At 62.9% G+C, this 23930-nt stretch carries 24 protein-coding genes and 1 tRNA gene; 18 read left to right on the top strand and 7 right to left on the bottom strand.

The annotated features are described in order from the left end of the window. The first annotated feature begins 7 nt into the window (after window positions 1-7). The gene (locus LFT47_RS21540; protein ID WP_442863407.1) at window positions 8-253 is read left to right on the top strand and encodes a hypothetical protein; all 246 of its coding nucleotides are present in this window, start codon (window positions 8-10) and stop codon (window positions 251-253) included. Window positions 254-258: 5 nt separating this feature from the next. On the opposite strand, the gene cpaB is transcribed toward LFT47_RS21540, so the two are convergent. The 3 genes from cpaB to LFT47_RS15700 all read right to left on the bottom strand — a co-directional run bounded on the left by cpaB (window position 259) and on the right by LFT47_RS15700 (window position 2201). Next, the gene (cpaB, locus tag LFT47_RS15710) at window positions 259-1077 is read right to left on the bottom strand and encodes a Flp pilus assembly protein CpaB (protein WP_336885417.1); all 819 of its coding nucleotides are present in this window, start codon (window positions 1075-1077) and stop codon (window positions 259-261) included. A gap of 99 nt (window positions 1078-1176) precedes the next feature. Beyond that, window positions 1177-1440, bottom strand: a complete 264-nt coding sequence (locus tag LFT47_RS15705; protein ID WP_236812174.1) for an FmdB family zinc ribbon protein — start codon at window positions 1438-1440, stop codon at window positions 1177-1179. 155 nt (window positions 1441-1595) lie between these two features. Beyond that, complete coding sequence (locus LFT47_RS15700) at window positions 1596-2201, bottom strand: 5-formyltetrahydrofolate cyclo-ligase (RefSeq protein WP_236812172.1); 606 nt, start codon at window positions 2199-2201, stop codon at window positions 1596-1598. 117 nt (window positions 2202-2318) lie between these two features. Here LFT47_RS15700 and galU point away from each other — a divergent pair, with 117 nt between their 5' ends. The 5 genes from galU (at window position 2319) to LFT47_RS15675 (ending at window position 5791) form a co-directional block, all read left to right on the top strand. After that, complete coding sequence (galU, locus tag LFT47_RS15695; protein ID WP_236812170.1) at window positions 2319-3224, top strand: UTP--glucose-1-phosphate uridylyltransferase GalU; 906 nt, start codon at window positions 2319-2321, stop codon at window positions 3222-3224. Window positions 3225-3230: 6 nt separating this feature from the next. Continuing rightward, a complete protein-coding gene (locus LFT47_RS15690) occupies window positions 3231-3851 on the top strand; it encodes a GNAT family N-acetyltransferase (protein WP_236812169.1) in 621 nt (206 codons plus the stop codon). 308 nt (window positions 3852-4159) lie between these two features. Continuing rightward, complete coding sequence (locus LFT47_RS15685; protein ID WP_336885416.1) at window positions 4160-4885, top strand: hypothetical protein; 726 nt, start codon at window positions 4160-4162, stop codon at window positions 4883-4885. A 42-nt stretch (window positions 4886-4927) separates the two neighbouring features. Further along, on the top strand, window positions 4928-5689 hold the full coding sequence (locus tag LFT47_RS15680; RefSeq protein ID WP_236812168.1) for an SDR family oxidoreductase: 762 nt from the start codon (window positions 4928-4930) through the stop codon (window positions 5687-5689). 29 nt (window positions 5690-5718) lie between these two features. Next, window positions 5719-5791, top strand: a tRNA-Ala gene (locus tag LFT47_RS15675). Between the two features lie 184 nt (window positions 5792-5975). Here the strand turns inward: LFT47_RS15675 and LFT47_RS15670 are convergent. After that, entirely contained in the window at window positions 5976-6416 is a 441-nt protein-coding gene (locus LFT47_RS15670) for a VOC family protein (RefSeq protein ID WP_236812167.1), read from the bottom strand. A 98-nt stretch (window positions 6417-6514) separates the two neighbouring features. On the opposite strand from LFT47_RS15670, the gene LFT47_RS15665 reads away from it, so the two are divergent. From LFT47_RS15665 to LFT47_RS15655, 3 genes are all read left to right on the top strand, one after another. Next, window positions 6515-7414 (top strand): aminoglycoside phosphotransferase family protein, encoded by a 900-nt coding sequence (locus LFT47_RS15665; RefSeq protein ID WP_236818639.1) that lies wholly within the window; start codon window positions 6515-6517, stop codon window positions 7412-7414. A 43-nt stretch (window positions 7415-7457) separates the two neighbouring features. Further along, a complete protein-coding gene (locus LFT47_RS15660) occupies window positions 7458-8594 on the top strand; it encodes an App1 family protein (protein ID WP_236812166.1) in 1137 nt (378 codons plus the stop codon). 123 nt (window positions 8595-8717) lie between these two features. Continuing rightward, on the top strand, window positions 8718-9362 hold the full coding sequence (locus LFT47_RS15655; RefSeq protein WP_236812165.1) for an NADPH-dependent F420 reductase: 645 nt from the start codon (window positions 8718-8720) through the stop codon (window positions 9360-9362). A 12-nt stretch (window positions 9363-9374) separates the two neighbouring features. Here LFT47_RS15655 and LFT47_RS15650 read toward each other — a convergent pair whose 3' ends face one another. Then, on the bottom strand, window positions 9375-10886 hold the full coding sequence (locus LFT47_RS15650; protein ID WP_442863406.1) for a GntT/GntP/DsdX family permease: 1512 nt from the start codon (window positions 10884-10886) through the stop codon (window positions 9375-9377). After that, window positions 10883-11431: a gluconokinase gene (locus tag LFT47_RS15645; protein ID WP_236812163.1), complete on the bottom strand. Its 549-nt coding sequence runs from the start codon at window positions 11429-11431 to the stop codon at window positions 10883-10885. Before LFT47_RS15645 ends, LFT47_RS15650 begins: the two co-directional genes overlap by 4 nt. A gap of 149 nt (window positions 11432-11580) precedes the next feature. Here LFT47_RS15645 and LFT47_RS15640 point away from each other — a divergent pair, with 149 nt between their 5' ends. Then, window positions 11581-13044 (top strand): MFS transporter, encoded by a 1464-nt coding sequence (locus tag LFT47_RS15640; protein ID WP_236812161.1) that lies wholly within the window; start codon window positions 11581-11583, stop codon window positions 13042-13044. 7 nt (window positions 13045-13051) lie between these two features. Here LFT47_RS15640 and LFT47_RS15635 read toward each other — a convergent pair whose 3' ends face one another. Further along, a complete protein-coding gene (locus LFT47_RS15635; RefSeq protein WP_236812159.1) occupies window positions 13052-13552 on the bottom strand; it encodes a hypothetical protein in 501 nt (166 codons plus the stop codon). A gap of 705 nt (window positions 13553-14257) precedes the next feature. Here LFT47_RS15635 and LFT47_RS15630 point away from each other — a divergent pair. From LFT47_RS15630 to LFT47_RS15595, 8 genes are all read left to right on the top strand, one after another. Next, window positions 14258-14971 (top strand): hypothetical protein, encoded by a 714-nt coding sequence (locus LFT47_RS15630; protein ID WP_236812158.1) that lies wholly within the window; start codon window positions 14258-14260, stop codon window positions 14969-14971. Window positions 14972-15396: 425 nt separating this feature from the next. Next, window positions 15397-16242 carry a sugar phosphate isomerase/epimerase family protein gene (locus LFT47_RS15625; protein ID WP_442863405.1) on the top strand — a complete coding sequence of 282 codons (846 nt, stop codon included), beginning with the start codon at window positions 15397-15399 and terminating at the stop codon, window positions 16240-16242. A 42-nt stretch (window positions 16243-16284) separates the two neighbouring features. Continuing rightward, window positions 16285-17292: a Gfo/Idh/MocA family protein gene (locus LFT47_RS15620; protein WP_236812154.1), complete on the top strand. Its 1008-nt coding sequence runs from the start codon at window positions 16285-16287 to the stop codon at window positions 17290-17292. Window positions 17293-17331: 39 nt separating this feature from the next. Continuing rightward, window positions 17332-18192 carry a sugar phosphate isomerase/epimerase family protein gene (locus tag LFT47_RS15615; RefSeq protein WP_236812152.1) on the top strand — a complete coding sequence of 287 codons (861 nt, stop codon included), beginning with the start codon at window positions 17332-17334 and terminating at the stop codon, window positions 18190-18192. Window positions 18193-18216: 24 nt separating this feature from the next. After that, entirely contained in the window at window positions 18217-19383 is a 1167-nt protein-coding gene (locus LFT47_RS15610; RefSeq protein ID WP_236812150.1) for a Gfo/Idh/MocA family protein, read from the top strand. A gap of 115 nt (window positions 19384-19498) precedes the next feature. After that, the gene (locus LFT47_RS15605; protein WP_236812148.1) at window positions 19499-20545 is read left to right on the top strand and encodes a LacI family DNA-binding transcriptional regulator; all 1047 of its coding nucleotides are present in this window, start codon (window positions 19499-19501) and stop codon (window positions 20543-20545) included. Between the two features lie 89 nt (window positions 20546-20634). Further along, the gene (gene uxaC, locus LFT47_RS15600; protein ID WP_236812146.1) at window positions 20635-22041 is read left to right on the top strand and encodes a glucuronate isomerase; all 1407 of its coding nucleotides are present in this window, start codon (window positions 20635-20637) and stop codon (window positions 22039-22041) included. Beyond that, window positions 22038-23450: a mannitol dehydrogenase family protein gene (locus tag LFT47_RS15595; protein WP_236812143.1), complete on the top strand. Its 1413-nt coding sequence runs from the start codon at window positions 22038-22040 to the stop codon at window positions 23448-23450. The genes uxaC and LFT47_RS15595 overlap by 4 nt, the downstream gene beginning before the upstream one ends. Window positions 23451-23930: the final 480 nt, after the last annotated feature.

Genomic DNA, 23930 nt, shown 5'->3' with positions numbered 1-23930 from the left:
AAGCGCAATGGCGGAAAGCAAAAGCACTCAATCCAAGCACCCTGCGGACGCCAGTGCCGATGCGGTAGGCGCTGACATCGAGTTGGACGAGCAGGAGAAAACAAGAGTGAAGCCCGCGCCCGAGCGGAAGCAGGTGGAAGAAAGCATTCTGCCCAAGAAAGCCTCCGAGGACGATCCGCGCCGCTGGGGTGATGAGCCCGGCTACGACCATGACGCTTGGCTGAAGGAACAAAGGCCCCCGCACTGGGGCTGAATATTTCATGACAGGTTGTCAGAGGGATTGACGAGGACAAAGAACAGTTTCCCGCGAGTGGAAGCTCCGGCGAGGATTTCGGCCTGCTGCGGATTGGCGGCGACAACCACAAGGCCGTCCGCCTCGTTCGTGCCCAACCATTGGTTCGCTTTGCCTCCTTGCGCGGATGTCCACAAAACCGGCACCGCAGATGCCAAGAGTTCGGATTTCTTGCCTGGCCCTTCAAGTCCGTCTGCCACGGTGAGCACAACGTTGACCAACTGGCCGGACGAGATGAGCTGAATTGAAGCGGGATCGGCCATGCGAAGTGGAACGGCCGCCGTCGCGAGTGCGGTCCCGGTCAGCAGGCCCGGTCCCAGGAGTTGGGCGTCTGTGGGGATCTGCCCCTTCCGCAGCGGCGAGGCAAGCTGCTTTCCGCCGTATCCGGTTCCCGGGGTGAGTGCCCCGGCTGGAATTCCATCAGGAAGGACAGCGAGGGGCTTGAGGTCGGTATCCGTCAAGGCGGACCCGGCGGGAAGATCCCGCGCGGCGGCCAGGACCGTGGCTCGTTGCTCCGAAGCGGGAGTCAGTTGATGGACTGCGATCCCGGCGGCCACGCATAGCAGGAGCGCCACGACGAGGCGACGGTTGCGGTTTAACCAGCTACCGAAGCTGCGGTGTTTGGATGGTCCCGCGCTAGCGCCCCGATGTCCGCCGGCCCTGAAGGGAAGAGCCTGGAGACGGCGGGTGCGGGCCCTGCTGATCGGTGCGAGGAGTTTATCGCGCGGAAGCGACAATGATCCGGCGGACATGGGATCCGGGGGTACGTTCGGGATTGCGGGCATGGTGCCACGCTAACCGGGTCCGCGGGCCCGCGGCAGGGCTTTATGAGCTATGTGGAACGTTGAGCTATGTGGAAAACCGGGAGCGACTGGAAACCGCAATCAGCTCGCGGCAGCCGCCGGAACCGACGCTGGAGCCGAAGGCGCAGCTGGTGAGGCGGGAGCGGCCGAAACGGTGCTTCCCTTGGAGTCCCGGGAGTCGGTGCGGTAGAAGCCCGATCCCTTGAAGACGACGCCCACGCTGTTGAACTTCTTACGCAACGACCCTTGGCATTCAGGGCAGTCGGACAGGGAGCTGTCCGTGAACGACTGAACGATGTCAAAGGCATGTCCGCAGTCTTTGCAGGCATAGGCATATGTGGGCACTGGTGATCCTCCTCCGGGACGAACTACAGGTCCTGTGCTGCCAAGGCGGATTGTTCCGTCCATTAGCAGTCCCAGGGCCTGAGTGCCAATTCTATCATCCGGAGTCGGGGCCGCTACCACAAAATGTGGCGGAGTAGACAGGCCTGAAGCCCCGATCAATCGGCCGGAACCAGCCGGACGATCCGGTAGGGGGTAAGTGCCTCCGCCACCGGCTTGTCGAACGGTTCGGCCGGGATCGTCCCCGCGGCCAGCACTTCGTGGTCATATACGACGGCGACAGTCGGCGGACGCTGCCCATCGGCGTCGAGCTTGTCAAGGAGCCGATCGTAGTAACCGCCCCCTTGGCCGATACGGTTTCCGTCTTCATCGACAGCGGTGGCCGGGAGGAAGATTCCAGTGGCATCCCTGATGACGTCGCTGTCGAATCGTTCGCCCACCGGCTCGTCAATCGGTGCGTACTTTGAGCGGACAAAGGCCGTATCCGGTGTCCAATAGACCCAGCTCAGACGCCGTTCCGGTTCACAGACGGGAAGAAGGATCCTGTGGCCGGCGGCGTGGAGCGCCGCAAGCAAGGGCATTGTCGGCGGCTCGGCGGCTACTCCGAGATAGGCGGCAAAAGTCGACGGTTTCCCCCGGGCAACGGAATCCGCCCAGGAGAGGCCACCGAGGGCAATCCCGGTTCCAGCGTCAACCCGCTGTTGCCTTGTCAAAGTCAGCCGGCGCTTGCGGTAGTCCCGGCGGATATCGTCTTTCAAAGTCATTTTTGCTCCTGTTCACGCAGCTTTGCAGCTTGGGGAGGGGGAAGAAATAGTGGAGTCGCTTCTATCCGCACAGGTTCCTTTTGCCCAATGTCCAGCTCCTTCCGTTAGATTAGTCCGGTGACTTCCAACAACTGCACCGTCCGCAAGGCCGTTATCCCCGTTGCCGGACTCGGCACCAGGTTCCTGCCTGCTACAAAAGCCATGCCCAAAGAGATGCTCCCGGTAGTCGACAAGCCGGCCATCCAATATGTCGTCGAAGAAGCCGTGAGCGTGGGACTCAACGACGTCCTCATGATCACAGGCCGCAACAAACGTGCGTTGGAGGACCACTTCGACCGGGTACCGGCTTTGGAAGCGACCCTCGAGGCCAAGGGTGACACCACCAAGCTGGAGTCGGTGCAGGCTACCAGTAACCTCGGCGACATTCACTACGTCCGTCAGGGTGACCCCAAAGGGCTGGGACACGCAGTGTTGCGTGCAAAGCAGCATGTCGGGTACGAACCTTTTGCCGTTCTTCTCGGTGACGACCTTATCGACGCGCGGGACACACTCCTGAGCGACATGATCGAGGTCCAGCACAAAACCGGTGGTTCCGTTGTGGCCCTCATCGAAGTCGAGCCCTCCCAGATCAGCGCCTACGGCTGTGCGGACATTGAAGATATCGGCGAGGACGGCTACGTCCGCATCAAGCAACTTGTGGAAAAGCCCGCTGTCGATGAAGCTCCGTCCAACTTGGCCGTGATCGGCCGCTACGTGCTTCACCCCTCGGTTTTCGACGTTCTCGAGAAAACCGAACCGGGCCGTGGGGGAGAGATCCAGCTGACGGATGCGCTTCAAGTACTCGCTGCGGGCGACGGCGAAGGTAGCGGCGTCTACGGAGTCGTCTTCCGCGGCCGTCGATACGATACCGGGGACAAGCTCAGCTACCTCAAAGCCTGCGTCCAGCTTGCGTGCGACAGTGAGGACCTCGGGCCGGGCTTGCGTGAGTGGTTGCCTGGCTTTACTGCCGGCCTCAGCGAGTAGCTGCCCGTGTGGGGGTCGGCCATTTGGCCGGTGACGCTGGAGAGCGGCGACCTCATCTTGCGTCCCATTCATTTCCGGGACAAGAAGGAATGGACCGAGGTCCGCTCGCGCAATAGTGAGTGGCTGGCGCCTTGGGAAGCCTCCAACCCGGCCCCTGGCGGTCGCCTGCCGAACTACCGGCAGATGGTGGCTTCCCTGAACGCGCAGGCTCGGCAAGCCAGTGCCCTTCCGTTTGTGATCACGGAGCGCATTCCGGGGTTCCCGGAGCCCAGGATCGTCGGGCAGTTGACGGTCTCCTCGATTATGTGGGGATCGGCGATGACGGCCACCCTTGGCTATTGGGTCGACCAGGCCCGGGCCGGTCGCGGAATAGCGCCTACTGCGGTTGCCATGGCGACCGACCATTGCTTTGAGGCCCTTGGCCTTCACCGGATGGAGATCAACATCCGGCCCGAGAACGGGCCGAGCCTGCGGGTCGTTGAGAAGCTGGGATTCCGAGACGAAGGCCGCCGTGAGCGTTTCCTTCACATCAACGGCGAATGGGCTGACCATCGAAGCTTTGCGTTGACCTCGGAGGAGATCCCTGGGGGTTTGCTGGCTGCTTGGCTGAGACGCGGGGCCAACTAGTCCGCTGGGTGTACGAGAGTCGGTAAATCCATTGATTTGCCGACTCTCCGGCGACACACCGTGGGCAATGCGGCGGCCTCCGCGTATTTGCTTCTACGGTTTTGATTGTGGACTTCCCTCTCAGCAGCTCGGTGATATTGGTCATTGCTGTCGCGCTGTGGATTGTTTGGGTTGCGCCATACATACTGCGGAATCGTCACAACCACGTCCAAGTGGCCGGTGACATGCCAGCAGATGTGATCCACGAAGACGCTCATGAACCGCAAGCCGGGGTGGTTCTGTCAATCACCCCTCGGCAGGAGAAAGCAATGGAAACCATGCAGAGCACCGCAACCGCATTGCCCGAGGTATCGGCTGGCGCCGGCGAACGGCGTGATGCTGCATCGGACACAGCGGCCTTCAAAGTCAGATACGGGCGCTGCGCCCTTGCTCTCGCCGGTCTCCTCCTGTTACTCACGGCAGCCGTTTCCGGCGTGCTGCGCATTCTGGGCCTCGTTTCGGGCTGGGTGCCATTGGTATCCATCGTCGGCGTGGTCGGGACCGTCTTCCTGCTTCGCCGGCTGGCCATCAGGGACCGCAGAGCGAAGATGAACAGGGCCTTCCGCAACGCAATGGGCCCCACGGTTGAGAGCCCCAGCGTAGGTCCTCCGGCCTCGGACCGCCCGGCTACCAAGATCTTCGACGCCGAAGCCCATGCCCGGGAAGCGACCCGCCTTACCGCCGTCGAACTTCGTCAGGCTGCCCTCAATGTTGCCGTCGCCGCCGGCGACAACACTGTCCGGTTTACGGCGGAATCCAAGGAATCCGAATGGCAGCCGGTGGACGTTCCCAAACCAACATACGTCGACGCGGCCAAGGCGCCTCGGCCGGCACCAGAACCCCTCGACTTGCCTGACGCTCCCAAGCCTCTCGGCAAGCCGACATTGAAGCCGGCCAGCGTGCCGTCCGCGGCCCCGTCGGTCCAGGCGCAGCACGGCAAGCCTCAGAGCGCGCTCAGCAACCTCGACGACGTTTTGCAGCGCCGCCGGGCATAACCTCCCTTGGCTAGTGTCTGCGTCGCAGGTGGCACCGGACAGGTGGGCCGTGAAGTCGTCCGTTTGGCGCTCGACGCCGGACTAGGCGTGACGGTGCTGAGCCGCCGCCCGCCGTCGGGTACGTCATCGGTCCATCACGACGGCGCCCGCTACTTTCAGGCTGACGTCACCACAGGCAGCGGGCTGGCGGAAGCCCTGCAGGGGGCCGACGTCGTGATTGATTGCTTGGAAGGGCAGTTCGGGAAGGCCCGCAAGAATTTCGCCGACGGCGGCGCGCGCCTGCTCGCCGCGGCGGCCGATGCCGGCGTCCGCAAGGCGGTTCTCCTCTCCATCATCAACTGCGACCAGAGCAACGCGGCCTTTTACGTCTCCAAAGCAGATAAAGAACGGGTCTACGCGAATTCGGCGCTTGAGACGGTGGTTGTGCGGGCCACCCAGTTCCACAGCCTCGTGGCCGCGGTGTTCCAGGCCGGGGCGAAAGTCCGCCTCATCCCGGTCTTCAAGGGCGCACGCTTTCAAACGATTTCACCGTCGGATGTGGCGTCCGAGTTGCTTTCGGAGGCGCTCGGGGCGCCGTCTCCAGAGCGGCACCGGGTCCGGACCATCGGAGGGCCGGAGATCCGGACGATGCGCGACCTCGCTGGGATCTGGCGAAAATCTACCGGACATGGGCGGATCGTGGAGCTGCCGCTGCCCGGAGCGATGGGCAAATATCTTCGGAGCGGGCTGAATCTCATTCCGGAGCAGCGAATCGGAACCGAGAGATTCGAGGCCTGGTTGGCGAAGCGCGAAGAAAGTTTGTAGCCTAGGGTCTGGCAACGTTCAGTTGACCAGGGGCTATAGCTCAGTTGGTAGAGCGCTTCGTTCGCATCGAAGAGGTCAGGAGTTCGAATCTCCTTAGCTCCACAGGGAAGGCCCTTTGACCTGCGGAAACGCTGGGACGGAGGGCCTTTTTCGTTCCCCATTCTTGGAACTGCGTCACGCCACGCACTTTTTTGGCGCCCGGACTCCTCCGAAACCCCGGAATCCCGGGCTCGCAGTCCGTCGGGGGCGCCGAAAACCCGCTCGGCGTGACGCGGCCCGGTTCGCGTCAGATGATCCGCTCAGCCAGGGACACGATGATTCCCTCTGGACCTCGCACGTAGGCCATGCGCCAGGCTCCTTCGTACTGGCCGATGCCGCCGACCAACCCGTATCCCTCGGCGGCAAGCCGGTCGACGTGGGCCTGGAGATCGTCGACTTCGAAGGACAGGCTGCGCAGCCCTAGTTCGTTGGCCATGGCGGCAGGCGATCCCGGCTCGGGGTCCGGCCGGACGAAGCTGGATAGCTCGACCCCTGTTCCTCCGTCCGGTGTCCGCAACATGACGATCTCCGTGCGGGAATCGGGGATCGCTATGACCGTGTCGATGAATTCGCCCTCCACGAAGGTCCGGCCCTCGACCTCGAGGCCGAGCCCAACGAAGAACGCCGTCACGTGGTCAAGGTCTTGAACGGTGACACCGACGTGGTCGAACCGCATGATGCGCGACATGGGAAAGCCTCCAAAGTGTTCGTTTCACGGCCCAAGACGGAGCCTATCAAGCCTGCCGATTGGCTGGTACGGCCCGTGCGTAGGCTTGGGGGGTGACCATGCATGAGAACCAGCTCAGCCTCGGACGAACTGAAGCCGTGCGCCTGGTGCGGGGCCTGTTTCCTTCGGTCTCGGAATCGGAAGTGACCGCGGTCGAGAGTGCCGGAACGGTCAATTACCTGTACCGGGTGGGAACAGGGTGCGCCGCCAGGTTCCCAATGCAAGGCGGTGACGTTCGCGAAGTCCGCGAAGTCCTTCTCGCGGAACACTCTGCAATGCGCGAGTTCGCCGCAGTGAGCACCGTGCCGTCCCCTTTGCCTGTTGCGATTGGTGGGCCAAGCGGAGAGTACCCGTTACCCTGGTCTGTCCAAACGTGGATCGACGGCGAGATCGCGACCCCTGCCTCGGTCGCGGCGTCGACATCCTTCGCGGTGGACCTTGCGGCGCTCATCGCGAGCCTTCGGCAGGCGGACACAATGGGTCGCTCGTTCTCCGGCGAAGGCCGCGGCGGGGAGTTGGCCGCGCACGATCGGTGGATCGCGCATTGCCTGCAACAGAGCGAGGGGCTCTTGCCGGTGGATCGGCTCCGCCGGGCCTGGGCATCGCTCAGATCGCTGCCTCGTCACGGTGACGATGTGATGTCCCACAAGGATCTCATTCCCGGAAATGTGATCCTCAGGGACGGTCGCCTCGCGGGCATCCTCGACACCGGTGGCTTCGGTCCTGCCGATCCCGCGCTCGATCTCGTTGGCGCATGGCACATGCTCGACTTCGGCCAGAGGGACATTGTCCGCATCAATCTCGGGATCGGGGACCTGGAGTGGAGGCGGGGTGCCGCCTGGGCATATGAGCAAGCGATCGGGCTCGTCTGGTACTACGCCGAGTCGAATCCCACAATGAGCGCACTTGGACGGAGCACACTTGATCGGCTGCTCACGGATCCGCTCTTGGGGTTGTAGAACGGATGCCGCCGGTCATCTTCTGCCATGTCAGACTGAACGCATGTGCCCCCGTTACGTGAAGCCACTCGCTCTGTCCGACAGCGTTGACAGCGGGGGCCCGACGCCGTCCAGCGGCGCGGGCCGCCACTTCGCCCTCAGGCTCGACGACGGCTGGCTCAGGTTCCAGACGCGCCTCGCGATCCGTCGCGGTCGGGTGGAGACCGTCATCCCGTACACCGGGTACGGCACCACTTCCTGGGTGCGGGTGTTGGCGCGCATTGTCCGCAGTCAACCGCGGGACAGCGGGAGTGGTGATCAGGCAGGTGCGCTCAAACCGCTGCAGGACGGCATGCGCGGCTGGCGCAATTTCACGAGTGCGCCCGTGGCACACGCCGCCGTGCGGGTGACGATCGCAGGCACTGTCCATGACGTCGAAGCCGACCGCGGCGGCGTCGTCGACGCGCGTATCCCCGTAGCCCTCGACGCCGGCTGGCACACAATCACCATTGAATCCGGCGGATCCAGGATCGTGGAAGCCCCGGTGCAAATCATCGCGGACGACACAGACTTCGGCGTCGTCTCCGACATTGATGACACCGTGATGGTCACGGCGCTGCCTCGTCCATTCCTAGCCGCCTGGAACACGTTCGTACTCGACGAACACGCGAGGACCCCGACGCCGGGCATGGCTGTGCTGTACGAGCGGATCGTAAGGACGGTGCCCTCGGCCCCGGTGGTGTACCTGTCGACGGGCGCTTGGAACGTCGCTCCGACGCTGTCGCGCTTCCTGTCCCGAAATTTGTATCCCGCCGGTCCCAAGCTCCTGACCGACTGGGGTCCCACCCCGGACCGCTGGTTCCGCAGCGGCCAGGAGCACAAGCGGACCTCCCTGGAACGTCTCGCATCGGAGTTCCCGGGCATCAAATGGCTGCTGGTTGGCGACGACGGACAGCACGACGAGGCCATCTACGCAGAGTTCGCCCAACGCCATCCGCAGAACGTCAGGGCTATCGCGATCCGCCAGCTCTCCGCCAGTGAAGCGGTACTCGCTGGCGGGCGGTCGAAGTCCGCAGCTCAACCCACTCCGGGGATCCCTTGGATCTATTCTCCCGACGGTGCAGGGATGTCGGCCCAGCTAGAGCAGTTGGGCATTATCCGGCGAAGCGTCCGGCCCGCAGACATCCCGGAGACGGCATAAGGCTGCAGCTGATCGTCTTTGGTTCCAGTCCGGGCGCTGATAAACAGCCTATGGTTGGCAACTAGCGCCACGCGTACTATCGGAAGAGGGCAGACTCTCCACCACCATCATCCGGAGGTTGACGTGACAACTGCAATTATCGGAATCGGCAACGTCGGGTCCAGCGTCGCCCGCCATCTTGTTCAGGGCGGCGAGCCGGTCGTCTTGGCGGCCCGCGATCAATCCCATGCTGAATCGTTGGCCGCTGAGCTGGGTGCATTGGCTAGATCGGCGAGCGTCGCCGAGGCCGTGTCACAAGCTGATGCCGTCCTGATGGCCGTATGGCTGGACACTGAGAAGGAACTCATCTCCCAATTGTCGGAGGCGCTGGTCGGCAAGGTGGTAATCGACCCGACCAACCCGATCGGCCCTGACGGCCAGGGGGGCTACACCACTACGCTGCCGGAGGGCCAATCAGCAGCCTCGATCGTGGCAGGCCTGCTCCCTGACGGCGCGCATTTCGTGAAGGCCTTCGGTACGTTAGGTGCCGACGCGCTGGGTTCGGCAGCCAACCGGCCATCCGGGCGGGCCGTTCTGTTTTACGCAACCGACGACGACGCGGCGGCCGAAACGGTGGAAAGGCTCATTAGCGCAGCTGGTTTCGATCCGGTCAAGGCCGGGGGAATCGGGGCGGCCGGCAGGCTCGAGCTGATGCGGGGCGACCTTCACCAGAATGGCGGGCTGGGTGGAAGGCTTCTGAGCGCCGACGAGGCGCGTGCCGCCCTCTAGGGCTCGTCCTGGCTAGACGAAAACCGATAGCAGCAGGGTGAATCCGAATCCCACCACGGAAATTATGGTTTCCATAACCGACCAGGTCTTGATCGTCTGGCCTACTGTTAGTCCGAAGTATTCCTTGACCAGCCAGAAGCCCGCATCGTTGACATGGGAGAAGAACAGCGATCCTGCACCGATGGCGAGCACTACCAGCGCTAGCTGAGCCGGCGACAAGCCGGTTGCCAGCGGCGCGATGATGCCAGCGGCTGTCACTGTGGCAACAGTCGCGGAGCCAGTGGCGAGGCGAATCAGCACTGCGATGATCCAGCCCAGCACCAGGGCCGACAGGCTGGCAGCTACCGCGATCTTGGCGATCGCGGTTCCGGTACCGCCGTCGACGAGTACCTGCTTGAAGCCGCCCCCGGCGCCGACGATAAGCATGACCCCGACAATCGGCAACAGGCTCTCGCCGATCTTCTTCGTCAGGATGGAGGCCGAGAAGCCGACCCGTGTACCGAATGTCACCATTGCCAGAAGCACGGCCACGAGCAGGGCAAAGACCGGATCGCCAATGAAGTCCAGGAAAGGACGGAGCGCGGCGCTCTTGTCCATCCAAATGTCTGCCCCGGCTTTGATCAGCATGAGCACCAACGGCGACAACAGGGTCACCAAGGTCCAAGCAAAGGACGGGCTGCGCGTTGCTTGCGGATCCTGCGCCTTGCCTACCGGCGCGTCGCCGTGTGAACTGGCGGCTTTCGCGCCGGGGCCTTGCGATCTGGCCGTCTCGGCGTTCTCGCCGGCTCCAACGGTAACGGCGAGGCCAGCGCCTGCGGCTCCGATCGGCACGATCCGTGCGGCGAGACGGCCAAAGAGGGGACCTGCGATGATCACGGTCGGAATGGCTATTAGCAGGCCAAAGGCAAGAGTCACACCGACATTGGCGTGCAGGATGCCGATCGCGGCCAACGGGCCCGGATGCGGCGGGATGAACCCGTGGAGCACCGACAAGCCGGCCAGAGCCGGAATGCCAAGACGCATTGCCGGGCCCTTGGAGCGGTGCACAGCGAGCATCACCACGGGAATGAGTAGCACGAGCCCGATCTCGAAGAACATGGGGATGCCGATGATGCCGGCGATGAGAGCCATCTTCCAAGGCAGCGTTGCGGGCCGACCATGGAGAAGCGTGTCCACGATCTTGTCCGCGCCGCCGGAATCGGCCAACAGCTTGCCCAGCATAGCTCCCAAAGCGATGAGCACACCGACGTACCCCAGCACGCCGCCGACGCCGTTTTCGTAGGAAGTGGTCACCTTGTCCAAGGCGATACCTGAGGCGATGCCGACGAAGAGGGCCCCGATGCTCAAAGCCAGGAAAGCGTGCATCTTTGCCCAGACGATCAGCAACACGACTATCGCGATGCCAATGGCCGCCACCACAAGTACTTGTGTGTCATGGCCGGTCCACGGTTGATGCATCGCGTCAGTGGTGGCGTCCGTGGCGACCCCGGCAAGAGGCCTGCTGAGGATGGAGATTCCGTTCATGGTTCTCGTCCTGTTCCGCTCGGCCGCAGGCCGAACTTGTCCATGATTTGTTGGGCAATCACACCTGGAGCCGGGCCAACGTCGATCCGGATTCCCGGCTCACCCGGGGACAGTTCCTCAAGGTCCGCGAACTGACTCCCCAACATACTGGCGGGCATGAAATGGCCGTGGCGTTCGGCAAGCCGTGCGCTGATGGTCTCGGGCGTCCCGGACAGAAAAACGAAGACGACGCCTGAACCCCGGCGATTGATGATGTTTCTGTATGACCGTTTGAGCGCCGAACAAGTGATGACGCCGTTTTCCCCCTGATCCAGCCTCCGGTCGACCCACTCGGCGACCTTCTCCAGCCAGGGATATCTGTCCTCATCCGTGAGCGGATGTCCCGCAGCCATCTTGTCGATGTTTGTTTGGGGATGCAAGGCATCGCCTTCCTCGAAGGCCCAGCCGAGCCGACCCGCCAAGAGAGCGGCAACCGTGGACTTGCCGGAGCCCGAAACGCCCATGACAACCAGCACAACCGGTTCGGCCAGAGGGGGTGTCGCCATGTCAAGAGGGTCCATGGTGCCCATCTTGGCAGCACGTGGGCCTCTGTGCCATAGCGAATCGCAGCGGCTCTCTTGGCGGCCAGCGCCGGAAATGCTTCCGTCAACGGCATATACAAAGCATACTGATGATCTACTCAAGGAGGAGGGTCATGTCAGCAGTGAGAGGTGCAACACGCGACGTCATCGAAACGAACATCCCCGGCCGAATGGATCGCCTCCCTTGGTCCAGATGGCATTGGATGATCGTCATCGGTCTCGGCACCGTCTGGATCCTGGACGGACTCGAGGTCACCATCGTTGGGGCGATCGGTGACAGCCTCACGCAGCCGAATGGCGGTCTTGGCATGTCCACGGCGGACATCGGCGTGGCCGCCGCGGTCTATGTATCCGGCGCCTGCGTCGGGGCCCTCGTTTTTGGGCATCTCACGGACAGGTTCGGGAGAAAGAAGCTCTTCCTGCTCACCCTCGGGCTGTATCTGCTTGCCACCGTAGCCACGGCGTTCTCCCTCAACCCGATGTGGTTCTTCATTTGCCGCTTCTTCACCGGAGCGGGCATTGGCGGGGAATACGCTGCGATCAATTCGGCGATAGACGAGCTCATCCCGGCCGCACGTCGCGGCATCGTGGATTTGGCCATCAACGGCTCTTTCTGGCTGGGGACCGCCTTCGGCGCCTCTCTCTCGGTTCTACTGCTCAATCCAGCCTTCTTCGCGCCCGGCATCGGGTGGCGTCTCGCATTCGGGCTGGGAGCCTTTCTCGGCCTGCTGATCCTGCTCGTGCGGCGCAACGTGCCCGAATCGCCCCGTTGGATGTTCATCCACGGGCGGGACAAAGAGGCGGATCAGCTCGTCCGCAAGATCGAGGACGACGTGGAGGAGGCCACGGGGGAGAAGCTGTCTGATGTCCACGAGACGCTCAAGGTCCGTCAGCGCAAATCAATCGGCTTCGGTGTCATCATCAAGACGGCGGTCCAGCGCTACCCAAAGCGGGTCGTCCTGGGCCTGTCGCTCTTCATTGGCCAGGCGTTTCTCTACAACGCAGTTTTCTTCACTTACGCGCTTGTGCTGACAAAATTGCTGAACGTCCCCAGCGACCTTGCCCCATGGACGCTGGTTCCGATCGCCGTCGGTAATTTCCTTGGCCCGCTCGTCTTGGGCCGCTTCTTCGACAGCGTCGGGCGCCGCACGATGATCTCCGGCACTTACATCGCGTCAGGTGTCCTGCTTGCCGTCACGGCATTCGTCTTCGCCAGCGGAGCGCTTGATGCTTTCTGGCTCACCGCCTGCTGGATGGTGATCTTCTTCTTCGCTTCCGCCGGCGCCAGCTCTGCGTATCTGACAGTGAGCGAAATCTTCCCAATGGAGACTCGGGCCATGGCCATCGCGTTCTTTTACGCCGTGGGCACCGGACTGGGTGGCATCATCGGCCCCATCCTGTTCGGTAGGTTCGTTGGAGAGGGAATCCAGTCCGTGGCCTTCGGCTATGTCATCGGCGCCGTGCTGATGGTCGCCGCCGGCGTCGTCGAGATCGTGTTCGGAGTTGAGGCCGCAAGACGGTCGCTGGAAGACATAGCTGCCCCGATCACTGCCCAGACGGAGGGAGCGCCGGCCTGACGACGGCTCAGTCCGAGCCCTTGCCGATCGCGGATAGGAGCGGCAATTCTCGAACGGCACCGGAGGCGGCAATCCAGCAAGCCGAAATCACGACGCCGGAGCTCGCCGCGGCGAGTACGGCACCGGTCGGAAGGAACAGGGCCAGAACACCGGCCAGAGCAGCGCCGATCGGGTCGATACCCCACGTGAGGACCCTGCTGGCGGATGAGAATCTTCCGAGGGCTTCGTGGGGAATAAGAAGCTGTTTGAGTGTTTCGGTTCCGGTGATGTTGACCATCACGCAAGACGCCCAGAAACCGAGCGAAAGCCCGAGGAGAAGTACGTTCGCGACATCTTGTCCGGGCGTGAGTAAAAGCATGCCGAGGCCTGCGAGAGCTGGGAGCATGAAGGTTGCCATGAGTGCCCGGACAGGCTGAAAGCTGTCCCAGACCCAGGGTGCGGCCATCATGGAGAGCAGGCCGATGATTCCACCGATAGCTCCAGCGATTCCGATCTCGGCTGGCGTCATGGATCCAGTCCGCAGTGCATGTGTGACATAGACCGACTGGATCGCCGTGGTGAATAGGTTGAAATGGGCAATCGACAAGGTGACTGGCCACATCACGCGATCCCGTACGAGAATTGCGAATCCTGAACCCAGCGACAAGAAATATCCCCTGAAAGTGAAAGTCTCCGGTGGCGCCTGTCGCTCTTCCCGGATCCGGCCAACCGCCAGCGCTGACACCAGGTAAGTGAGCGCATCCGACATCGCGCTGAGGACCAGTGCTCGAAGTCCCGACATCAGGGACATGAACCGCGTCCTGCGCCTTGTCGGTCCAGGGTCCAAGCAGTCCGAGAAAGACCACGGTTCCCAGTCCTGCTGACGTGTTGATCCACGCGACGTCCGAGGCGGAAGAGTCAAGGATCTGGAGCGCCACGATGGGAATCGCGAACAGGGTGAGCTGGCTTCCGAAGATCGATACGGCTTCGCTCCACCACAGTGTGCTGAAGTCGCGATTCCAGAGCTTGGCGGAGCTGCGCTCTATTTGATCAGTCATGATAGGTCCCCTGTCCGTGTTTGAGACGCTAGGGGCACTGCTCTTGCGAAACAAACCAGTCGAGCCGATTTCTAGCCGGTCGGCGCTCCTCCGCTGGCGCCCAGCCGTCCACAGAAAAGACGCGGCGGGCCGCCGGAACCCGGGCGCTCCGGGATCTACGTTTGTCGGCGGTTGGTGTGGAAGCCGTGCTGCTGGGTCTTGCCGATGGGCTTTTAGTCGGCATGGCAACCACTACACCGGAAAATAGCGAAAACCGTGGCATGGCACATCGTGCTCTGGGTTACTGTGTTGGCATGTGGAAGGCAGAGCCCGGCAAAGGTAGTACATGGCCGACAGAAATGCGGATCGCAGTAGACCTGCACAATCCGGAACTGCTGAGGCTTTTGTATGCACGTGATGCTTGGCGTCTCGATGCATCTGAGGATATCCCCGGGCTTGGCCCATCTCCGGCTCCTGTTCAGATCACTGACGCCCAGAGATCCGCCTTCGCAAAGGATTGGAGCGGACACTGGTCTGAGCTGAGGTCCTGGCTTTTTGAGTTGGAAGATTTGAAGAGCACACAAGGGATTGAGAAGTTCACCGAAAAGATCGCTGCGCCGCCTATTTGGTACGATGTGCTCCACGGTGACCTGTTCCCGGAAGAAGACTTTGAAATTTGGCGCGCCGGGCTGCGAAGCTTCCATATCGACCCGCTGGACGAACAACCCGAACGGAAGAGCTTTGACGCCTTGAAACGTGCCTGGAAAAGGGGACTGACAAATATTCTCGTCTTGCCTTACGAGAGCCCTGTTTCGCGAGTGCTTTCCCCCCACACAATCGAAATAGACTTCGCGACGTACGCTGAGCCCGAGCTATTTGATAGCGCTCTGGATCATTTTTCCGCTAACTGAAAATTCGCCGGAAAAAAGAATGCAGGGAAGCTTTCGCTTCCCTGCATTCTTTTCGCCGTGATTGGTTATCCGTAGGCGGCGGTTGGCCCTCCGGAGTAGCAGGCCGAACCGTCATTGAGAATGACGTATGAGGAGATGGGGACGACGGCGACTCCCGGTCTACAACGCCCACAACGCCGCCGACGAACTCTGCTGGGCCGGCTCCAGGGGCGGGGGCTGCTCCGCGCGGCCGGGAGGCGCCACGACGTACCCCTATGACGGTAACGGCCCGGTCTTCGCCAATCGAAATCACAAGTTGCCAATATTTGGCAATCGGTTGTCAATCGAGTGCCAAGCTGGCTAGACTCGAGGTGAACGCATGCCCGTGAACTACCACTTGGCGCCATATGCCGCCGTGCGGGCGAACGGATCCAAAGGAGATTTTCGTGACTGAAACCAATGCCGTGTGGAGCCTGTCCGGTTTCGGCGACGAAGTAGATCCCGATCCTGCGGTCCAGGCCGCCGTGCTGCTGGCCCTCGGTGCCAGCCATATCGAAGTGCGCAGCGCATGGGGCACCAATGTCTCTGAACTCGCGCCGGAAGCAGTCGAGCGGCTCAAGGCCATCCTGGACGGGAAGGGCCTGAAGGTTTCCGCGGTCGCGAGTCCCATCGGCAAGATCGACGTCAGTGTTCCCGTGGAGCACGAGCTCGCCCGGCTGCGGCAAATCATTTCGGTGGCCAAGGGCCTCGACACCAAATACATCCGCATCTTCTCCTTCTACCGGGCCGAAGGGCAGAGCCACGAAGACATCCGCGACTCAGTGATGGAGCGCCTGACCGCACTCACGAACGAAGCGGCCGCGTCCGGCGTCGTACTCCTGCACGAAAACGAAAAGGGCATATACGGCGACACGCCCGAGCGAGTCGTGGACATCATGGAGACCGTCGATTCACCCGCCCTGCGCGTCGCGTGGGACAGTGCCAATTTTGTCCAGGTGGGCGTCAAGCCGTACACGGAGGCTTATGCCGTACTGCGCCCCTACCTCGTGTACTTCCAGGTCAAGGATGCAGTCGCCGGTACAGGTGAGGTGGTGCCTGCCGGTGAAGGCGACGGCGAACTGGACGCTACCATCGCCGCGCTCCAGGCCGACGGCTTTGCCGGCTTTGCATCCCTTGAACCGCATCTTGCAAGCGCCCACGAACTTGGCGGATTCTCCGGGCCCGTCGCCTTCGGCGCCGCCGCGCGCGCGTTTGCGGCACTCGCAGCCAAGAACGGTGTTGCCCTCGCCTGAGGGCCTGTAGGTTCAAAGGAAAACATCTTTCGAGGGAGAAGAATGCCTACAGCAGCAGTCATCGGTTGCGGCGATGTATCGAGCGTGCACTTCGGAGCGATCGCCAAGATGGACGACGTTGAACTGGTGGCAGTCTGTGACACCGACGCCGGACGCCTCCAGGCGGCAACGGACGCCTACGGCGTGGCGGGGTACGCGGACTACCTGAAGATGCTCGATGCGGTGAGGCCCGACGTCGTGCATGTCTGCACTCCGCACCACCTGCATGCCTCACTGGCTGCGGACTGCCTTGAGCGCGGGGTTAGCGTGATTGTCGAGAAGCCGCTCGCCCACACTCTCGAAGAGGGTCGGCGGCTGGTCGAGGCGGCGGAACGGAGCACGGCGAAGATCGCAGTGTGTTTCCAGAACCGCTACAACGCGACGTCGCAGGCCATGCGGAGACTGCTCGACGACGGCGGACTGGGCCAGGTTCTCGGCGCCTCGGCAACCGTGATGTGGCACCGGACGGCCGAGTATTACCGTGACAGGCCGTGGCGCGGCACCTGGGCTGAAGGGGGCGGTGGCCTCATGATGAACCAGGCCATCCACACGGTAGACCTGCTCCAGTGGTTGGTAGGTGACGTTACCAAGGTCGAGGGTCACGCCTCCACCCGCTCCCTGGGCGGCGTGATCGAGGTGGAGGACACGGCGGAATTCATGGCCGGGCACTCCAACGGTGCTACCAGCGTCTTCTACGCCACCCTGGCCAACGCAAGCAACGCACCTGTGACGCTGGACATCGTGACCGAAAAGGCCACCCTCAGGCTCAGGGGCGACCTTGTTGTCAGCTACGCCGACGGCACCGTGGAAACCATCCCGGAGCGTGACTTGGAATCGGGCGGGCGCGCATATTGGGGCGTATCGCACGAGCTCCTCATCAAGGACTTCTACGCCAAGCTCGGGGATCCTGCGCCGTTCTGGATCAGCCCGGCGGAAGCCGAAAAGTCACTCAGGATCGTCAAAGAGATCTATGCCCAAAGCTACCCGGAGATTTCCGGGCAAGTGGGCTAACCACCCGGCCCACGAAGGCCCGGAACAACGGAGGACAAAATGGCAAAAATCGGCGTACAGGCAATGATGCTGAAGGGCAGTTTTGCCGAAGCCGGGGCGTTTGAAACGCTTCGCAAGGTCAGCGCGATCGGGTACAACGCCGTCGAAATCTCCCAGATCCCGATGACACCGGAAAACGTTGCCGATCTGGACCGTTCCCGCAGCGAACTTGGCATGGACGTCGCGGCGCTTTCGGTCGCCATGGAGACGCCCAAAGGCACGCCGGGGGAGTCCCTCAAGGACCACTTCGACAAGATCGTTGACGACGCAAAGCGACTTGACACGCACCTCCTGCGGATTGGCATGATGCCGTTCCCGGCCATGAAGTCGATCGACGCCGCGGTGGACTTCGCGAAGCGGGCCAACGAATACGCTGAACGCCTGCGGGAACACGGCATCGGCCTCTACTACCACAACCACCACATCGAGTTCGCCAAGTTCGACGGCAAATACATGCTGGACATCATTGCCGAAAACTCCCCGGCCATGGGCATGGAAATCGACGTGCACTGGGTGCAGCGCGGCGGCCTGGACCCTGTCCGGACCCTGGCAAAGTACGCCGGACGCACTGCCATGGTGCACCTGAAGGACTACCGGATCGGTGAGATGCCGGAGGAGGCCTTTGGGCTCCTGGAATCAGGGAACATCGCGGGCTTCATGGCCGAGTTCAAGAACGTGGTCCAGTTCGCCGAAGTGGGGGAAGGCAACCTTGACTTCCCGTCCATCATTCCGGCGGCCCAGGCTGCCGGCGCGGAGTACCTGCTCGTGGAGCAGGACGAGCTCTACGGCCGCACGGTGTGGGAAGCGCTGCAGACTTCCTACGACAACCTGGTGGCCATGGGCCACGCCGACCTCTTCTAATCCCTCAACAACGGAGATCCACTCATGAGCAAGAAAGTACGCCTTGGCATCATCGGCCTGGGCCAGCAGGGCGGCACGTACGCCAAATTCATCACTGACGGCCTGGTCCCGAACATGGTGATCGGCGCTATCTGCGACACCGATCCTGCAAAGAAGGAAATGGCAGCTTCGCTGTACCCCGACGCGCCTTTCTACGACGACTACATTGCGATGCTCGAAAGCGGCGACGTCGACGCGATTGTCACGTGCGTGCCCCACTACCTGCACCCGGAAATGGGCATCGAATCCCTCAAGCGCAACATCCACGCGCTTGTGGAGAAGCCCGCCGGCGTCTACACGAAGCAGGTCAAGGAGCTCAACGAGTTCGCGGCCTCCAAGCCCGAGCTTTCCTTCGGCATCATGTTCAACCAGCGCAACAACCCGCTTTACAAGAAGCTCAAGGAGATCGTAGACAACGGCGAGATCGGGGCCATCCGGCGCACCAATTGGATCATCACCAACTGGTGGCGTCCTCAGGGCTACTACAACTCCAGCGAATGGCGCGCAACGTGGGGCGGCGAAGGCGGCGGCGTCCTGGTCAACCAGGCACCCCACCAGCTCGACCTGTGGCAGTGGATCTGCGGCGTGCCGAAGTCCGTCTACTCCAAGGTGGCGTACGGATTCCGCCGGGACATCGCCGTCGAAGACGAGGTCACCGCCGTCGTGGACTACGGCAACGGCGCCACCGGCGTTTTCGTTACGGCCACGCACGACCTCGTGGGCACGGACCGCTTCGAGATCCTGGGCGACCAGGGCAAGATCGTGGTGGAAAACAGCAAGACCGCCACAGTGACCCGCCTGGTCAAGCCCGAGCGCGAGCTCAGCGACGGAATGGACATGGACGATGTCCGCAAACTCTTCATGGGCGAATTGAAAGCCGAGGACTACTACACCACCGAAGTCATCGAGTTCGAGTCGGCCTGGGGCGGACAGCACGCAGGCGTCCTGGAGAACTTCGCGGCCAAGATCCTGGACGGCACTCCGCTATTGGCACCCGGCTCGGACGGCATCAAGGGCGTCCGCCTGGCCAACGCCATCCACCTGTCGAGCTGGACCGGCAGGGAAGTCCCCCTGGACTTCGACGAGGACGAGTACATGCGCGAGCTCAACCAGCGCATCGCCGAAGAAGGCAAGTTCGCCGAGCGCTCGTAAATCAGCGGGGCACTCAAGCGGGGCACTCAAGCGGGGCATATAAGCAGGGCGGTCGCCGGCCGAACGGTTTGGCAACCGTCCTGCTTTTGTTGCCAAGCCGGATTACGATGGAGCCGTGACTGAAGCGACGAAATCCGGAGCAGCAACCTTCCCCGCCAAGCGTGGCCGCGGGGAGAAATCCTCGCCCACCATCTACGACATCGCGAGGCTCGCGGGAGTCAACCCATCCACGGTTTCGCGCGCGTTGAGCAAACCCGGCAGGGTCAGTGCCAAGACCCAGAAGATCATCGAGGATGCCGCCGAGCAGCTGAACTACCAGGTGAACCCTTTCGCCCGGGCACTTCCCACCGGCCGTACCCAGACGATCGGACTGATCGTCGCGGATATCACCAACCCGACGTTCTTCGACATCATCCGCGGTGCGGAAACCACGGGGTCCGCCCGGGACTACACCCTGGTGCTGGCCGAGTCCGCAGAGTCGCCCGAAACCGAGTTGATTGCGGCCCGCAGGATGTTGAGTACAGTCGACGGTCTCATTTTGGCGAGTCCGCGCATGGACGACGAAAAGATCCGTGCCTTGGCCGCAGACAAGCCGGTGGTCGTGATCAACCGCGAAATAGAAGGAGTGCCATGCGTGGTCCCGGACGTCAACAAGGGGATTAGCCAGGCCGTGCGGAGCCTAGCCGCCAACGGCCACCAGCAGCTCGCTTATGTTGCGGGGCCGCCGCAGTCCTGGATGTCGCGCCGCCGCTGGGAAGGCGTCCAAGCCGCCTGCGATTGGTACAAATTGGGGTCGGTCCGCTTGGAATCGTCCAAGCCAACCGTCGACGGCGGCCGCCAAGTAGCGCGCGACGTCCTGGCGAGCGGTGCGACGGCGGTGATCACCTACAACGACCTCCTCGCCATAGGCCTCATGCAGGAGCTTCAGGCCGCCGGCATGCACGTCCCGGATCAGATCAGCATTGTCGGTTTCGATGACATCTTCGGGGCAGACTTCACGACGCCGGCCCTCACCACCGTGAGGTCGCCGTTGGGGGAGTGCGGTTCCCGCGCTGCCGCCCTTCTGTTGGACATGCTGCTCGGCCAGGATGGGCCCGCGGGAGCAGTTCGCGTGGACACGGAGCTCGTGGTGCGCGGCTCCAGCGGACGGCTCATCGCGTAGCTTCAAGCGATCCCCGGGGGGAGTTGCAACGACATGGCAATAGTTGGCAACCGGTTGACAGATTGATTCTTCCGACTGAAAATTGACCTATGTCACAGTCGATCGCAGCCAATCCTGACCGGCTCCTGCCCGCGGATCCCGGGACGCGCAGCATTGCGCGCTCCCTGCTGGAGCGCGTCCAGGACCTGCCCATCATCTCTCCGCACGGCCACGTTGACGCCGCCGTCATCGAGCACAACACGCCGTTCCCTGATCCGGCCGCGCTCCTGGTCAGCCCGGACCACTATGTCACCAGGCTGATCCACGCCAGCGGAGTCCCCATGGGAAAGCTGCTCTCGGGAGGCGCCAACCACTCCGAATCGCGGGAGATCTGGCGGACTTTCGTCCAGGCGTGGCCCCTCTTCGAAGGCACTGCCTCCGGGTACTGGTTGCGTACGCAGTTCGACAGCGTGTTCAAGCTTGGCGCGGACCTTGGCGAGATGCCTGCCGACGCCAGCTACGACGCCATTGCCGCCAAGCTCGTCGAGCCTGATTTCCGTCCCCGCCAGCTCTTCAAGGACTTCAACATCGAAGTCCTCGCCACCACGGACGATCCACTGGACAGCCTGGACAGCCACAAGGCCATCGCCGATGACCCCTCCTTCAACGGCCGCGTGCTGCCGACCTTCCGTCCGGATGCCTACCTGAACATCGCCCACCCGGCGTGGAATGCCAACGTTGAGCGGCTTGTCGATTCCGCCGGCGACGGCGCAACCGGTTACACCGGCTACCTCAAGGCCCTGGAAAACCGCCGTCGTTATTTCGTGGACCATGGTGCGGTGTCCGCGGACCACGGCGTCCTCACCCCGGCGACCCTCAAGCTGGACCGGAGCGAAGCCGAGCGGATCTTCGAGCTTGCGCGCGCCGGCAAGGCCACGGCCGAGGACCGCAACACCTTCGAAGCCCACATGATGTACCAGATGGCCAGGATGTCCGTCGAAGACGGCCTGGTCATGACGATCCATCCGGGTTCCTTCCGCAACCACCACCAGCCCACCTTCGACGCCTACGGGGCGGACACCGGCCACGACATCCCGTTCGCCACCAACTACACCGAAGCCATCCGGCCCTTGCTCCGGGACTTCGGCACGGCCAAGGACTTCCACCTGGTGCTGTTCACGCTGGACGAGACGGTGTTCTCCCGCGAACTCGCGCCGCTGGCTGGGTTCTACCCCTCCGTGTACCTCGGCGCTCCGTGGTGGTTCCTCGATGCACCGGATGCCATGCTCCGCTTCCGCTCCGCCGTTACCGAGACAACCGGCTTCTCCCGGTCCTCGGGCTTCATCGACGATACCCGTGCGTTCTGCTCCATCCCGGCCCGGCACGACGCCTCCCGCCGGATCGAAGCATCCTTCCTCGCCCGTCTCGTAGCCGAGCACCGTGTCAGCGAAGACCGGGCCCATGAAATCATCGTCGACGTGGTCGACTCCTCACCCCGAAGGGTCTTCAAGCTGTGAGCAACGAACCCGGGCAAACTGCGGATCTTCCCCGCTTGAGCCGTGCCGTCAAGCCCATCGGCAAAGCCCCGGTGCGCATTGTGCACATAGGACTGGGAGCCTTCCACCGATCGCACCAGGCGTGGTACACCCAGCATGCCGGCGACTCGGTGGAGTGGGGCATCGCCTCCTTCACGGGCCGCCGCCCGGATGCCGCCGAAGTCCTGGCCGCCCAGGACGGCCTGTTCACCGTGGTGGAGCGTTCGGATGCGGGTGATTCTTTCGAAGTCATCGGCAGCATTGTCGAGGCAGTCGACGGTGCCGACGTCGAGCGTTTTGTCGAGCTTGTCGCCGCGTCACTAACCTCCGTCATCACGCTCACCATCACCGAAGCCGCCTACCGGCTTGGGGCCGGCGGCAAGTTGGACAACCAGGCGCCCGACGTCGTCGCGGACCTCGCCGTGCTCTCTGGCGGTTCTGCTTCGGGCAAGCCGACGACGCCGCTGGGCCGCCTGGTGCTGGGCCTCGCTGCGCGCCGCGACGCCGACGCCGGTCCACTCGCCGTCGTCTGCTGCGACAACCTCTCCAACAACGGGACCGTCGCAAGGAGCGCCGTGGTGGGGATGGCCAAGGCGTTCGACGCCGGACTCGCTGCCTGGATCGACGCCAACGTCAGTTTCGTCAGCACTTCCGTTGACCGCATCACGCCGCGGACGACGGAGGCCGATATCGACGCCGTGGCCGCCGCCTGCGGATATCGCGACGAATCGCCCGTGGTCGCCGAGCCCTTCCGCAACTGGGTCCTCAGCGGGGACTTTCCCGCGGGACGCCCGCATTGGGAAGACGCGGGCGCCGTTTTCGTGGACGAGATCGAGCCGTACGAGAACCGCAAGTTATGGCTTCTCAACGGCGCACACTCGCTCCTCGCCTATGCCGGCCAGTTGCGCGGACACAAGACCGTGGCCGAAGCCCTCGCCGACGATTTCTGTCGACGGTCGGTGGAGGACTTCTGGGACGAGGCCGCTGCCAACCTGCACGGTGAGGACTTGCGCATCCCCGAGTATCGGGCTGCCCTGCTGGAACGCTTCGGAAATTCCCGGATCGCCCACCATCTGGCCCAGATAGCCATGGATGGAAGTGCCAAGCTGCGCATGCGGGCGCTGCCTGTGCTCCGCGCCGAGCGCGCCGCCGGCCGGAGCGGTCAGGCTGCTGCGCGGATGATCGCGGCCTGGTCTGCCTACACCGCCACGGCGGCAGGCCTCCAGGATCCGCTGGCGGCGGACATCGCTGCGGCGAACCTCCTCACGGGACGTGCCCGGCTTGAGGCTCTGCTCGGCCTCGTGGATCCGGAATTGGTTGCCGACGCGGCGATCGTGGACCTCGTTGAGGGTTTGGCCGAGTCCTTCGCGGTCGCTGGAAACCTCAGCTAGTCCGACACGCATTTCCGACGCGCCCGTTGCCTTCCACGTGAAGGCAACGGGCGCCCTCGTTTTGGCCCTGACAAGTGAGCGAGCGTTCGGCAGGACCGCGATATATGTGAGCGAGCGTCTGTCGGACACCCGGTGTATGTGAGCCGGCGTTGGGCAGGACTGCGCCCGCTCACCTTTACGGCACTTCCCCCCTGACGCTCGCTCACCTTTACGGCACTTTCCCCCTGACGCTCGCTCACCTTTACGGCACTTTCCCCCTGACGCTCGCTCACCTTTACGGCACTTCCCCCTGACACTCGCTCACCTTTGACGAATCCGGCCTGAAGTGGAAAGTTCTATGGAAACATTTGGCAACCGCTTGCCGAATGATTGCCCGGGTGATTAGAATTACATAAAGCTTCAACAATTTCAGGCCTGATTCGGCCGAAGCTTTTCCATCATCGCAAGCCGGAACGTGGGGTACCGGCAAGGGTAAAGGAG

Origin of the sequence: Arthrobacter sp. FW306-2-2C-D06B (assembly GCF_021789175.1) — a bacterium.
Taxonomy (GTDB): Bacteria; Actinomycetota; Actinomycetes; order Actinomycetales; family Micrococcaceae; genus Arthrobacter.
Note: the sequence above shows the minus strand (reverse complement) of the source record. Positions and strands in the feature narration are given on the sequence as shown.